General features: G+C 70.8%; 15 protein-coding genes. 10 read left to right on the top strand and 5 right to left on the bottom strand.

Going from position 1 to position 13,157, the window contains the following annotated elements:
• Positions 1-10 precede the first annotated feature (10 nt).
• From ACIBQZ_RS06195 to ACIBQZ_RS06175, 5 genes are all read left to right on the top strand, one after another.
• A complete protein-coding gene (locus ACIBQZ_RS06195) occupies positions 11-1,558 on the top strand; it encodes a sensor histidine kinase (protein WP_396087386.1) in 1,548 nt (515 codons plus the stop codon).
• Between the two features lie 37 nt (positions 1,559-1,595).
• On the top strand, positions 1,596-1,916 hold the full coding sequence (locus ACIBQZ_RS06190; RefSeq protein WP_396087385.1) for a hypothetical protein: 321 nt from the start codon (positions 1,596-1,598) through the stop codon (positions 1,914-1,916).
• A gap of 296 nt (positions 1,917-2,212) precedes the next feature.
• Positions 2,213-3,907 (top strand): nitrite/sulfite reductase, encoded by a 1,695-nt coding sequence (locus tag ACIBQZ_RS06185; RefSeq protein ID WP_396087384.1) that lies wholly within the window; start codon positions 2,213-2,215, stop codon positions 3,905-3,907.
• Between the two features lie 151 nt (positions 3,908-4,058).
• Positions 4,059-4,814, top strand: coding sequence for a phosphoadenylyl-sulfate reductase (locus ACIBQZ_RS06180; RefSeq protein ID WP_396087383.1), 756 nt, complete (start codon positions 4,059-4,061; stop codon positions 4,812-4,814).
• On the top strand, positions 4,796-5,617 hold the full coding sequence (locus tag ACIBQZ_RS06175; protein ID WP_396087382.1) for a sirohydrochlorin chelatase: 822 nt from the start codon (positions 4,796-4,798) through the stop codon (positions 5,615-5,617). The genes ACIBQZ_RS06180 and ACIBQZ_RS06175 overlap by 19 nt, the downstream gene beginning before the upstream one ends.
• Before the next feature lie 317 nt (positions 5,618-5,934).
• Here ACIBQZ_RS06175 and ACIBQZ_RS06170 read toward each other — a convergent pair whose 3' ends face one another.
• Complete coding sequence (locus ACIBQZ_RS06170; protein ID WP_023562201.1) at positions 5,935-6,189, bottom strand: WhiB family transcriptional regulator; 255 nt, start codon at positions 6,187-6,189, stop codon at positions 5,935-5,937.
• A gap of 407 nt (positions 6,190-6,596) precedes the next feature.
• A complete protein-coding gene (locus ACIBQZ_RS06165) occupies positions 6,597-7,547 on the bottom strand; it encodes a diacylglycerol/lipid kinase family protein (protein ID WP_396087381.1) in 951 nt (316 codons plus the stop codon).
• A 53-nt stretch (positions 7,548-7,600) separates the two neighbouring features.
• Here ACIBQZ_RS06165 and ACIBQZ_RS06160 point away from each other — a divergent pair, with 53 nt between their 5' ends.
• Positions 7,601-7,990, top strand: coding sequence for a hypothetical protein (locus ACIBQZ_RS06160; protein ID WP_396087380.1), 390 nt, complete (start codon positions 7,601-7,603; stop codon positions 7,988-7,990).
• A gap of 65 nt (positions 7,991-8,055) precedes the next feature.
• On the top strand, positions 8,056-8,751 hold the full coding sequence (locus ACIBQZ_RS06155) for a FadR/GntR family transcriptional regulator (RefSeq protein WP_396087379.1): 696 nt from the start codon (positions 8,056-8,058) through the stop codon (positions 8,749-8,751).
• A 4-nt stretch (positions 8,752-8,755) separates the two neighbouring features.
• On the opposite strand, the gene ACIBQZ_RS06150 is transcribed toward ACIBQZ_RS06155, so the two are convergent.
• Genes ACIBQZ_RS06150 through sodN form a run of 3 tightly spaced genes read right to left on the bottom strand, consistent with a single transcriptional unit; the run spans position 8,756 to position 10,099 of the window.
• On the bottom strand, positions 8,756-9,169 hold the full coding sequence (locus ACIBQZ_RS06150; RefSeq protein WP_396087378.1) for an ATP-binding protein: 414 nt from the start codon (positions 9,167-9,169) through the stop codon (positions 8,756-8,758).
• Positions 9,170-9,197: 28 nt separating this feature from the next.
• The gene (locus ACIBQZ_RS06145) at positions 9,198-9,641 is read right to left on the bottom strand and encodes a GNAT family N-acetyltransferase (RefSeq protein WP_396087907.1); all 444 of its coding nucleotides are present in this window, start codon (positions 9,639-9,641) and stop codon (positions 9,198-9,200) included.
• 53 nt (positions 9,642-9,694) lie between these two features.
• Positions 9,695-10,099, bottom strand: coding sequence for a superoxide dismutase, Ni (gene sodN, locus ACIBQZ_RS06140; protein ID WP_396087377.1), 405 nt, complete (start codon positions 10,097-10,099; stop codon positions 9,695-9,697).
• A gap of 84 nt (positions 10,100-10,183) precedes the next feature.
• Between sodN and ACIBQZ_RS06135 the strand changes: the two genes are divergently transcribed.
• The 3 genes from ACIBQZ_RS06135 (at position 10,184) to ACIBQZ_RS06125 (ending at position 13,066) form a co-directional block, all read left to right on the top strand.
• Positions 10,184-10,492 (top strand): S26 family signal peptidase, encoded by a 309-nt coding sequence (locus ACIBQZ_RS06135; protein ID WP_396087376.1) that lies wholly within the window; start codon positions 10,184-10,186, stop codon positions 10,490-10,492.
• Positions 10,493-10,626: 134 nt separating this feature from the next.
• Positions 10,627-11,877, top strand: a complete 1,251-nt coding sequence (locus tag ACIBQZ_RS06130; protein ID WP_396087375.1) for an NADP-dependent malic enzyme — start codon at positions 10,627-10,629, stop codon at positions 11,875-11,877.
• 238 nt (positions 11,878-12,115) lie between these two features.
• The gene (locus tag ACIBQZ_RS06125) at positions 12,116-13,066 is read left to right on the top strand and encodes a zinc-binding dehydrogenase (RefSeq protein ID WP_396087374.1); all 951 of its coding nucleotides are present in this window, start codon (positions 12,116-12,118) and stop codon (positions 13,064-13,066) included.
• The last annotated feature ends 91 nt before the right edge of the window (positions 13,067-13,157 follow it).

Below are 13,157 nucleotides of genomic sequence, written 5' to 3'. Positions count from 1 at the left end.
CGCTTGTGCCGTGTCCACGCTGCGCGATCTCGCCGAAGAGCACACCAGCCTCGGTCCCCCCGACATCGACCACCTCACCCGGCTCGCCGGGGACTGGCAGCTGCTCTCCGACCTCTCCTTCGCCGACCTGCTGCTCTGGGTGCCGCTGCGGCCCGAGGAGGGCAAGCCGCGCGAGTTCCTCTGCGTCGCCCAGGTGCGGCCGAACACGTCCTCGACGGCGTACCAGGACGATCAGGTGGGCAAGAAGGTCGGCGGCCCCGAGGTGGCCCACCTGGACATCGCGTTCACCCAGGGCCGGATCTGGCGCGAGGGCGACCCGGTCTGGTACGGCGACACCCCGGCCCGGCACGAGGCGATCCCGGTGCGGCTCCGCGGCCCGGACGAGAACATCGAGGTCATCGCGGTGATCGGCCGCGACACCAACCTGTCCACCGCGCGCACGCCCAGCCAGCTGGAGCTGAACTACCTGACCACCGCCGACGACCTGGCCCAGATGGTCGCCGACGGCACCTTCCCGCCCCCCGCGCACCCCGGTGAGACCACGTCCGCCCCGCGCGTCGGTGACGGCCTGATCCGCCTCGACGCCGGCGGCAAGGTCACCTACGCCAGCCCGAACGCGCAGTCCGCGTACCGGCGGCTCGGCTTCAACGCCCATCTGGTCGGCGAGGAGCTGTCCGTACTCTCCAGCCGGCTGGCCGCCGATCCGCTGGAGGGCACCGACGCGGCCGAGCGCATCCTCACCTCGCTGCGGGGCGAGGCCCCGCCACGCAAGGAGGTCGAGGCCCGGGGCGCGACCGTGCTGATCCGGGCGCTGCCGCTGATGCCGGCGGGCGTGCCGATCGGCGCGCTGGTGCTGGCCCGCGACGTCACCGAGGTGCGCCGCCGGGACCGCGCGCTGATGACCAAGGACGCGACGATCCGGGAGATCCATCACCGGGTGAAGAACAACCTGCAGACGGTCGCCGCACTGCTGCGCCTGCAGGCCCGCCGGGTCAACGCCCCGGAGGCCCGGATGGCCCTGCAGGAATCGGTGCGCCGGGTCGCGTCGATCGCGCTGGTGCACGAGACATTGTCGATGTCGAGCGACGAGGCGGTCGACTTCGACGGCATCGTGGACCGGGTGGCCACCGCCGCCACCGAGGTCGCGGCCACCGAGATCACCGTGAAGATGCGCCGCGAAGGCACCTTCGGCGTGCTGCCGGCCGAGATCGCCACCTCGCTGGTGATGGTCCTCAACGAGCTGCTGATCAACGCGGTGGAGCACGGCTTCCCGGCGCCGGACGAGGACGCCCCGCCGGCCGAGCCGTCGCTGGTCCCGCCGATGCCGACCGCCGAGGTCGTGGTCTCGGCGCACCGGTTCCGCAAGCAGTTGCACGTCACGGTCGCCGACAACGGCCAGGGCCTGCCCGCCGACTTCCACGCGGACACCAGCAAGCGGCTGGGCCTGCAGATCGTCCGGGCGCTGGCCACGGGCGAGCTGCGCGGCAGCATCGAGCTGCGCAACCGGGCCGGCGGCGGCACCGAGGCGGTGCTGGTGGTTCCGCTCGGCAAGCGCTGAATCGTCGGGAACTGCCCGGCTGTGTGAAGATCGTCCCATGTCGGTGCGCAGCGAGGTTCTTCGATTCGCCCAGCTGGGCCCGTTACCGCCGGAGTCGGACGACGCCGAGGCGGGTGACGAGGCCTTCGGTGAGCTGGAGCGGTCGCTGCGTGCCGTGCGCTGGCCGGTGAGCGACGACGAGGCCCGGCTGCTGGCCCAGGGCTTCGGCGTGGACGAGTGCTTCGGGCTGGCCTGGACGCTGCTCCAGCTGGTCGAGACCGCGCCGACGCCGGTGCCCGCCGCGGAGCCGCCGGCGACCGCCAACGAGTGGCTGCGGCTGCTCTGGCGCCGGCAGCAGCATCCCGCGCCGAGCCTCTGACGGACGGTGTCCGCCGCCACACTCCCGGAATCTGGACCGGGCTGGCCGTAAATGGCCTCGCGTGAGAGGCTTACCGGCATGACCGCTGCAGTTGACCGCCGCTTCGTGGCCCGGCGCCACGTTGATTACGGCCGTGTCCGCAGCGCGATGTGTCCGGCTTCCTGACGCCGCCCGATCTCTTTTTCTCGGGCGCGCAAGACGCGCCGGCCCTCGCCAGACACTGAAGTCGCGAGCCCTCACAGGAGCCGACCGCGTACCGCGCGCTCACCGGCTGAAATACCTGGAGGAACGCCGACATGGCGCTGGACAGCACCCCGGCCACCAAGCCCGCCGCTCGCCCCCGTAAGGCGCGTGGCGAGGGCCAGTGGGCGCTCGGACACCGCGAACCGCTGAACCCGAACGAGCGGATCAAGAAGGACGACAACCCGCTCAACGTCCGGGCCCGGATCGAGAACATCTACGCGCACACCGGCTTCGCGGGCATCGACCCGCAGGACCTGCGCGGCCGGTTCCGCTGGTGGGGCCTCTACACCCAGCGCAAGGCGGGGATCGACGGCGGCCGCACGGCGGTGCTCGAGCCGCACGAGCTCGAGGACGAGTACTTCATGCTCCGCGTCCGCATCGACGGCGGCACGCTGAACCTCGCGCAGCTGCGCACGATCGCGGAGATCTCCACCGAGTTCGGCCGCGACAGCGCCGACATCACCGACCGGCAGAACATCCAGCTGCACTGGATCCGGGTCGAGGACATGCCGGAGATCTGGCGCCGGCTGGAGGCCGTGGGCCTGCAGACCACCGAGGCGTGCGGCGACTGCCCCCGCATCGTGCTCGGCAGCCCGGTCGCCGGCGTCTCGCCGGCCGAGGTCGTCGACCCCACTTGGGCCATCGACGAGATCCTGCGCCGCTACATCGGCGACCCGCGCTACTCGAACCTGCCCCGCAAGTTCAAGACGTCGATCTCCTGGCTGGCGGACACGCCGCACGAGGTCAACGACATCTCACTGCTGGGCGTCGTGCACCCGGTGCACGGGCCGGGCTTCGACCTCTGGGTCGGCGGTGGCCTGTCCACCAACCCGCGGCTGGCCGAGCGGCTCGGCGTCTGGGTGCCGCTGGAGGAGATCCCGGACGTCTGGGAGGGCGTCGTCGGCATCTTCCGCGACTACGGCTACCGGCGGCTGCGCAACCGGGCCCGGCTGAAGTTCCTGCTGGCCGACTGGGGCGTGGCGAAGTTCCGCGAGGTGCTGGAGAAGGAATACCTGGGCCGGGCGCTGGTGGACGGGCCGCCGCCCGAGCTGCCCGCCAAGCCGATCGACCACATCGGCGTGCACAAGCAGCGCGACGGGCGGAACTACGTGGGCGCGGCGCCGGTCGTCGGGCGCTCCTCCGGCAAGCAGCTCAGCCAGCTGGCCGACCTGGTGCAGGAGCACGGTTCCGACCGGGTGCGGCTCACCCCGTACCAGAAGCTCCTGGTCCTGGACATCGCCGACGACCAGGTGGAAGCGCTGGTCGCCGGCCTGCGCGGGATCGGGCTGGAGGCCCGGCCGTCGGCCTGGCGGCGCGGCACCATGGCCTGCACCGGCATCGAGTACTGCAAGCTCGCCATCGTCGAGACCAAGGCCCGCGGCGAGGAGCTGGTCGCCCGGATGGAGGAGCGGCTGCGCGAGTTCGACGCCGACATCTCGATCCACATCAACGGCTGCCCGAACGCCTGCGCCCGCACCCAGGTCGCCGACATCGGCCTCAAGGGCATGCTCGTGATGAACGCGCACGGGGAGCAGGTCGAAGGCTTCCAGGTGCACCTCGGCGGCGGCCTCGGGATGGCACAGGGCCAGACCGCCGGCTTCGGCCGCAAGCTGCGCGGCCTCAAGGCCACGGCGGAGGAGCTCCCCGGGTACGTGGAGCGCATCGCCCGCCACTACCTCGCCGGTCGCCACGACGGTGAGACCTTCGCCGACTGGGTGGTCCGAGCGGACGAGGAGCTTCTCAAATGAGCGACGCCCGATCAGCCCCGCTGTACTGCCCGTACTGCGGGGAAGAGGATCTGCGCCCCAACGAGGTTTCGCACGGCGCGTGGGAGTGCCACTCCTGCGCTCGCGTGTTCACGGTCAAGTTCAACGGACTGCTCGCCAAGGGAGTGAACCGATGACTGTGGTAACCGCCGCCGGCCTGGGACTGGTGTCCCTCACCGCCCCGGTCGACCCCACCCGCCGCGACCCCTTGGAGTTGAAGGCGCTGGCAGACGCTGCCGGCGTCGCTCTGGAGGGCGCCCCCGCCGAGGAGATCGCGCGGTGGGCGACCAGCACCTTCGGCGACCGCTTCTGCGTCACCAGCTCGATGGCGGACGCGGTAGTCGCGCACCTGTTCTCCCGGGTGGCGCCCGGTGTCGACGTGGTGTTCCTCGACACCGGCCTGCACTTCCCGGAGACGCTGAAGATCCGCGACACCGTCGCCCGCACGATGGACGTCACCGTGCGGTCGATCCGCCCGCGGATGACGGTCGGCCAGCAGGACGGCGAGTTCGGGCCCCGGCTCTTCGCCCGCAGCCCGGACGAGTGCTGCTTCCTGCGCAAGGTCGAGCCGCTCGAGCGCGCGCTGAGCGACTACGACTCCTGGGCCACCGGCCTGCGCCGGGACGAGTCGCCGACCCGGGCCAACACTCCCGTCGTGGCGTTCGACGCCAGGAAGGGCAAGGTCAAGGTCAACCCGATCGCGGCGTGGACCCAGGCCGATGTGGACCGCTACATCGCGCGGTGGAACGTGCCGGTCAACGAGCTCTTCAAGAAGGGGTACGGCTCGATCGGCTGCTGGCCGTGCACCCGGCGCACCAAGGCCGGCGAGGACCCGCGCGCGGGCCGCTGGGCGATGTTCGAGAAGACCGAATGCGGCCTGCACATCTAGCCGTCACGCTGACCGCCCACGGCAGCCGTGACCCGCGCGCGGCCCGGGCGACCGAGGCGCTGACCCGGGCTGTCGCGGCCCGGCAGCCGGCCTGGGAGGTACGCGCGTCGTACCTCGACCATGCCGGTCCCCGCCCGCGGGAGGTGCTGGCCTCGTTCGCCGAGGCCGGCCATCGGCGCGCGGTGCTGGTGCCGTTGCTGCTGACCGCGGCCTACCACGGCCGGGTCGACGTGCCGGGGGAGATCACCGCCGCCCGGGCGCAGTTCCCGGGCCTGGCGGTCACCCAGGCGGACGTCCTGGGCCCGGTCGACGGCCGGGTGCCCGAGCTGCTCCTGGACGGCCTGACGACACGCCTGGGCGCGGCCGGCGGGCTGGACGGCCTACCGTCGCGCTTGGGCGCGGCCGGCGTGACCTCGCGTTCGGGCGTCGCTGCCGGGCTGGATGCGGTGGTGCTGGCGGCCGCCGGGACGCGGAATGCGAGCGCGCGGGCGACGGTGGAGCAGGCCGCGGCGGCCCTGAGTGCCCGGCTGGGGCTCCCGTGCCGGGTCGCCTATGCCTCGGCCGCCCCGCCGCTGTCCGGGGACGTCGTTCGTGATCTCCGTGCCGAGGGGCACGAGCGGATCGGGCTGGCCTCGTACTTCCTCGCCCCCGGGCTGCTGTGGGACGCGGCGGTGGCCTCGGCGCGGGCGGCGGGAGCCGGCGTGGTGGCCGAGCCGCTGACCGACGTCCCGGCCGTCGCGGAGCTGGTGTCGGCCCGGGTGCACGCGGCGCGGGTGGCGCCGGTCACCGTCCTCGCCGCCTGAGCACGATCGCTACGCGGCGTCACACCATCGTGCGCCCCCTGTCGCGCCATGCCGAGTGACCACATTGAGTGATCGACCGGCTGCCCGGACCGTCCCTTGCGGACGGTGTGCGGGCATCGACGAATAGTGGCTTCGATAACGGTAATTTCGAGATCATTTCGCGAAGTCCGGTGATGGCATTCATGCCGTGCGTCACCATTGCGTGGCGTAATCACGTCGAAACAGCGCATGATCGGACTCGGTCGGCGCCCGGCCCCGGACAGCACGACGCCCCGGAGCCGAAGCGGGCCGGGGCGTGAATGCTGTGAGGGGATTGTTCAGGCGGTAGGGGCACTGACCCGAAGGCCTCCGCGACGCTTCACGGCACGCCGTTCGTCTTCGCTCATACCGCCCCAGACGCCGGCATCCTGTCCGGACTCGAGCGCCCAGGAGAGGCACGACTCGGTCACGGTGCACCGCCGGCAGACGGCCTTGGCCTGCTCGACCTGCAGGAGTGCGGGGCCAGACGTCCCGATCGGGAAGAACAGCTCCGGGTCCTCGTCGCGGCAGATCGCATGGTGACGCCAGTCCATGGCGGCAACACTCCTTGTTTCGGATTGAGTAGAGAATGGTGCTACTTACTTCTATCTGCATCCGCTCCGGGCCGACGGACTGCGTTCGTCGGATCACCGGTGCGTGAGCAAGCTTTGTTCGCGATGCCTTACGCGCTTCTGGATTAAGGAACGTGCGCGAGCGGCATCGGGTTACTTCTTATCGCTTGTGAATGCTTTCACGAACTCCTGCGATGTCAAGGGTAGCGCTCGGAAATTCTCCCAGCGGGTGAGCTAGCTCACGACCCCTTTGTCCGGTTCTGGGGGAACTTCCAAGACCGGCGGACGGGCGCTCCCATCAATGTAGTACGGTACCGGCCGCGTTGCCGACCTTTTGCCCGTCTTTCTGTAACAGATCGTGAGGACGTTCCGATCGCGGTACCCGATCCTCAGCAGATCACACGCAAGGCCTCGGGAACGGACAGGAAGTGCACCTTCTGACGCTCGCCCAGGTAGTCGCCGTCGAGCTGGAAGGGCTGGGGGCGGCTGGCGACCACGGTGAACTCGGGCTGGTCGTGCAGCCGGAGCACGTGCTTGCCGTGCGGATCGGCGTTCTTGGAGACCATCTGCGTCACTGTCCGTGTTGTACTGGCGATGTACAGGTTACGAACCGCCAGCACGTCAAGCCCCCGGTCGAAGGAGGCCTCGGGGTTGGGGTTGATCGCGCGGTCGCCGACGTACGTCCACGGCGCGGTGTTCTGGATGATGACGGTGCCCAGACCGGCCTCCGGCTCCTCGCCGGGTCGCTCGATCGAGAGCGGTGGCGACTTGCGGTCCTCGCCGGAGAAGATCTGCCCGATCATCGAGCGGACATAGAGCGCGGGGGTCGACGTCCGGCCGCGCAGCCGGGCCTGCTCGACCCGGCGCACCACGGCCGCGTCCAGGCCCATCCCGGCGGTGAAGGTGAAGTAGCGGTCGTCGGCCCGGCCGAGCCCGATCACCCGGTGCCGGCCGGAGCGCAGCCCGTCGAGGATCACGCTGGTGCCGTCGGCCCAGTCACGCGGCAGGCCCAGGGCGCGGGCGAAGACGTTGGTCGAACCTCCCGGGACCACGGCCAGCGCCGGCAGCCGGAACGCGGGCGCCGTGCCGCGGGCGGCCAGCCCGGGATCGGCGGTCATCAGCCCGTTCACGGCCTCGTTCACCGTGCCGTCGCCGCCGAGCGTGACCACCAGGTCGACGCCGCTCTCGGCCGCCGCCCGGGCCAGCCCCGCCGCGTGACCTCGCTTGCGGGTGTACTCGACGGTCAGGTCGACCTCGCTGCGCAGGGCCCGGACCAGGACGTCGCGGCTGCGCTCATTCGTCGTGGTGGCTTTGGGGTTGACCACGAGTAACGCTCGCATGGGCGGCACTGTACCTCTCAGGAAGGCGCTGAGCTGGCCGGTATCGTACAGCGGTGACCCCCCGAGAACTCGACTCCCCGGTGACCCTGGTCTGGGCCGTACGCCTGCTCTTCGCCGAGGCCGTCGCGCTGGTGGTGCTCGCCGCGTACCTGGTGGTGCTGGACTTCACCGCCGACGCGACCAGCGTCGTGGTGGCCGTCGCGCTGACCGGCTTCGCCGTTGTCGCGGCCGTCGCCGTGGTCCTCGTCGCCCGCGCGCTGGCCCGCCGCTCGTCGCACGCCCGCGGCCCGGCCATCGTGGTGCAGCTCTTTGTCATCGCCTCCGGCGGCTTCGTGCTGCAGACCGGCACGGCCTGGATCGGCGCGCTGCTGATGCTCTTCGGGATCGGGGTGGGCCTGCTCTGCGTCGTGCCGCCGACGACCCGCGCGCTCGGACTCGACTGAACCCCCCTTCCCACCCGCGTGTGAAGGCCTACTCTGAGTGGACGGATCACGAGGGGGTGAGGGCCGTGACCGGATCGACGGTGCGTCCACCGGCGTACCAGCTCTTGGCTGACGAACTGCGCGACGAGATCACCTCGGGGCGACTGCAGCCCGGTGAGCGACTACCGCCGGAGCCCGTGCTCTGCGTCCGGTCCGGGGTGAGCCGCAGCACGGTCCGCGAGGCGTTACGCCTGCTGGCCAGCCAGCACCTCATCGTCACCACCCGGGGCGTCACCGGCGGCAGCTTCGTCGCCCATCCCGACGCCGAGCAGCTCTCCGAGGCGCTCTCCACCGGCCTGACCCTGCTCAGCAACTCCGCCGAGGTCGGCCTGGCCGATCTGCTGGAGCTGCGCCGGGCGCTGGAGGTGCCGGCCGCCGGGCTCGCGGCGCGGCGCCGCACCGACGCGAACCTGATCGAGATGCGCGGCGCGATGTTCGACCCGGACCTGGACGAGCTGGAGACGATGCTGGCCGCGCACGCCGCCTTCCACGCGGCGGTCGCCTCGGCCACCGGCAACCCGCTCTTCGAGCTGGTCACCCGCCCGCTCTACCACGTCACGTACGGCGAGGAGATCGTCGAGAACCTGCCCGACGACTACTGGAGCCGCATCGACACCGACCACCGGGACCTGTTGAGCTGCGTGAAGGCCGGCGACGCCGATTCCGCCATGGAGGTCGGCCGGCGCCACCTCGACTACATCACGGTGGCCACCGCGCGCTGAGCGCTCAGCTCTCGGTGCGGCGGGTGAGCAGCCGGATCGTCGCGTGCCGGCCGGTGGCCTCCGCGGACGCCGAGGTGGTCAGCGCGGTCAGCACCTTCCACGCGAAAGAGGACTCGGACGGCAGCCGCGCGCCGCGCACCGTCGACACTGTCACCTCGACCGTGAGCGCGTCGTCGGTGACGGCGAACCGGCACTCGAGCTCGGCGCCGCGGGTGGCGATGGCGAGCAGCATCGCGCAGGCCTCGTCGACCGCGATGCGCAGGTCCTCGATCTCGTCAAGCGCGAAGTGCAGGCGGGCCGCGAGGCCGGCCGTGGCTGTGCGGAGCACGCCGAGATACCCGCCGTCGGCGGGCACGGTCAGCAGCACGACGTCGTCACCGAACGCCGGCTCCGGATGCGTTGTCTGCAGCTGAGTCACCGACCCCATCCTCCCAATGGACGGAACTCTAGTCCCTGACGGGGGAGGCCCGCTCAGCGAGTTGGGTCAGGGCCGCACCGGACAACCGGTACGGCAGCCAGTCCTCCACGACCTTGGCGCCGATCGCGGCGTAGAAGTCCGCGGCCGGGTTCCAGTCCAGCATCACCCACTCGAGTCGCCGGTAGCCGCGTTCCACACAGACCTGGGCCAGGGTGGCGAGCAGCGCGCCGCCCGCACCGGTGCCCCGGGCGTGCGGCCGGACGTAGAGGTCCTCGAGGTGGATGCCGTGCGTGCCTTCCCAGGTGGAGAAGTTCAGATACCACAGGGCGAAGCCGTACGGGGTGTCGTCGGCGTCCACCGCCACGTGCCCGAAGACGGCGGGGTGCTCGGCGAACAGGCTGGTCAGCAGCTGGTCGTCGGTGAGGTGGCAGGACTCCGGCGCGCGTTCGAACTCGGCCAGCTCGTGCACCATCGCGACAACGGCCGGCACGTCTGCACGACGTACCGGCCGGATCGTTGCGGAACTCACGCCTGCTTGGTCTCCCAGAAGATCTTGGAGATCTCCTCGATCTTGCCGAGCAGCTGCTCGCCGACCGCCGGGTCCATCGAGCCCTTGGCGCCTGACGCGCCCGCGAGCTTGGTGGCCTCGTTGAAGAGCTGGTTGAGGTTCGGGTACTTCTCGAAGTGCGGCGCCTTGAAGTAGTCGGTCCACAGCACCCACAGGTGGTGCTTGACCAGCTCGGCGCGCTGCTCCTTGACCAGGATGGCGCGGGTGCGGAACTCGGGGTCGGTGTTCGCCTGGTACTTCTCAGCGATGGCCTTCACCGACTCCGCCTCGATACGCGCCTGCGCCGGGTCGTACACCCCACAGGGCAGGTCGCAGTGCGCGCTGACAACAGTGCGCGGCGTGAAAATGCGCGGAAGTCGCATCAGGACCCCTCCATACGTTTGCGATGATCCGATGCTGACACTACCCCTTACCGCTTTACCCAACCTCGACGCGGGATTGATGCCATGAGTTGGCAATTGCCGCTCTTCGCCGTACTGGTGCAAGGGCCCTCGATGGCACCCACCCTGCACGGCGGAGACGCCCTGCTGGTGCGGCGGGTCCGCCGGGTCCGGCCGCACTCGGTCGTGGTCGCCCGGTTCCGCGCCCGGCCGGAGCTGCTGGTGGTCAAGCGGGCCATCCGTGAGCAGGACGGCGGCTGGTGGGTCCAGGGTGACAACGAGTTCGTGACCGACGACTCCCGCGCCTACGGGGTGGCGGATGTCATCGGACAAGTAGTGTTTCGCTACTGGCCGCAACCCCGTCGGCTAAGTTAACCTGCGTTAACCGCAGCACACCTGAATCTTGCGGTTGCTTGTCCCGGGTGACCCCCGCATCGCACGTCGGTCCGCGCAGACTCGCGCGAAGGCCGGCTGGCACACCGACGTACCGATGCGTGTCTGGAGTTCCTTTGTCCTTCTTCAGTTTTGAGCTCGACCCTGCCCTGGCCGCGGACCCCGTCTTCGACCTGCACAAGCGGGGCAAGATGGCGATCTCGTGCACCGTCCCGCTGTCCAGCCGCGACGATCTGTCGCTGGCGTACACCCCCGGCGTGGCCCGGGTCTGCGAGGCGATCGCCGCCGACCCGGAGCTGGCCGCCGACTACACCTGGACGGCCAACACGGTCGCGGTGGTCACCGACGGCTCCGCGGTCCTCGGGCTCGGCAACATCGGCCCGAAGGCCGCGATGCCGGTCATGGAGGGCAAGGCCGTGCTGTTCAAGCAGTTCGGCGGCGTCGACGCCATCCCGATCTGCCTGGACACCCAGGACGTCGAGGGCATCATCGCGGTCGTCAAGGCGCTCGGCCCCTCCTTCGGCGGGATCAACCTGGAGGACATCAGCGCGCCGCGCTGCTTCGAGATCGAACGCCGCCTCGACGAGGCGCTGGACATCCCGGTGTTCCACGACGACCAGCACGGCACCGCGATCGTCGTGCTCGCCGCGCTGCGCAACGCGGTCGCCCTGCTCGGCCGCCGCTTCGCCGACCTGCGAGTGGTGATCAGCGGCGCGGGCGCGGCCGGCGTCGCGATCACGAACACCCTGATCGCGGCCGGCATCCAGGGCGAGAACGTCATCGTCTGCGACTCCCGGGGCATCATCCACGCGGACCGGCCCGGCCTGACCGGGACCAAGGCCGCGCTGGCCGAGGCGACCAACGTCTCCGGGCGTACCGGTGCCATCAAGGAGGCGCTGATCGGCGCCGACGTGCTGATCGGGGTCTCCGGCGGGCAGATCGAGGAGAGCGCGCTGGCCGGGATGGCGCCGGGCGGCATCATCTTCGCGCTGGCCAACCCGACCCCGGAGGTGCCGCCGGCGCTGGCCCACAAGTACGCGGCGATCGTCGCCACCGGCCGCAGCGACTTCCCCAACCAGATCAACAACGTGCTGGCGTTCCCGGGCATCTTCCGGGGCGCGCTGGACGCCCGGGCGACCCGGATCACCGAGCGGATGAAGATGGCGGCGGCCGAGGCGATCGCCGAGGTCGTGGCCGGCGAACTGCGGGCGGATGCGATCGTGCCGTCGGCGCTGGATCCGCGGGTGGCTCCGGCGGTGGCTGAGGCGGTCGCTCGCGCGGCGGAGCGGGATGGGGTGGCGCGGTTTGTTGCGGCGCCTCAGCCGCCTTCAGCTACCACGCCGACTACTCCGGCGGCTTTGGTCTGAGCGGTTGGGCGGGGCCGGGGCGCTTCCATGCGTCCCGGCTCGGCCTGGCGTCCGGCTCGGCCTGGGGCGGCCTCGGGTTGGCCCGGCTTGACGTGCGGCCCGGCTTGACGTGCGGCCCGGCTTGCCGTGCGGCCCGGCTTGCCGTGCGGCCCGGCTTGCCGTTCGCTTCGGGGTCCGGTGGGGCACGGACCCTGGTTCGTGAGGGCAAGATCGGCGGGACCGGCCTAAGCTGCGAGGTATGCGAGCCGCCTTTGCCAGTGCGACGAAGCCCGACGAGCCGCTAGCAGGACTGACGGTCGGCGACCTTCCGGAGCCGTCCCCGCCGGAGGGCTGGGTGACAGTTGATGTGCGCGCCAGTTCGCTCAACCATCACGAGATCTGGTCGCTGCGCGGCGTCGGCCTGCCCGCCGACCGGCTGCCGATGATTCTCGGCTGCGACGCGTCCGGTGTGGACACCGCTGGCCACGAGGTCGTCGTCTATCCGGTGATCCGGGACCCCGAGGACCCGCGTGGCTACTCCCTGCTCTCCGAGCGCTGGCCGGGCACGCTGGCCGAACGGGTGGCCGTACCGGCGGAGAACCTGGTGCCCAAGCCGGCCGGCCTGTCGTTCCTGGACGCGGCCTGCCTGCCGACGGCTTGGCTGACCGCGTACCACATGCTCACCGCGCGCGGTCGCATCGCCGACGCCGAATCGGTTCTGGTGCAGGGCGCCGGCGGCGGCGTGGCGACGGCAGCGGTCGCGCTCGCGCTCGCACTCGGCAAGCGCGTGTACGCGACCAGCCGCGACGCCACCAAGCGCGAACGGATCGCCGAACTGGGCGCCACCGCGGTCGAACCCGGCGCTCGCCTGCCCGAACGGGTCGACGTGGTGATCGAATCGGTGGGCGCACCGACCTTCGAGCACTCGCTGAAGTGCTCGGCGCCCGGCGCCCGCATCGTGGTCTGCGGCGCGACCGGCGGCCCGTTCCCGAAGATCGACCTGCGCCGGGTGTTCATGATGCAGCTGGAGATCCTCGGCAGCACCATGGGCACAGCCGAGGAGCTGAAGGCCCTGCTGGAGCTCTGCGTGGCCCGCGACATCCGCCCGGTGATCGACTCCACCTACGGCTTCTCCGCGGTCGGCGACGCCTTCGCCCGGCTGAACTCAGGCGACGTCTTCGGCAAGGTGGCGATCGACCACCTGCACTAGGCCGTGTTTAGGAAGTGGTGGTGGCCTGGTCAGGTCACAGGCGGCGTGTCGGTGATCGAAAAGTAGGGAGGTCTCCGGTAGATCGTTCATC

The sequence above is a fragment of the Actinoplanes sp. NPDC049599 genome, assembly GCF_044465625.1.
In the GTDB taxonomy this organism is placed as follows: Bacteria; Actinomycetota; Actinomycetes; order Mycobacteriales; family Micromonosporaceae; genus Actinoplanes.
Note: the sequence above shows the minus strand (reverse complement) of the source record. Positions and strands in the feature narration are given on the sequence as shown.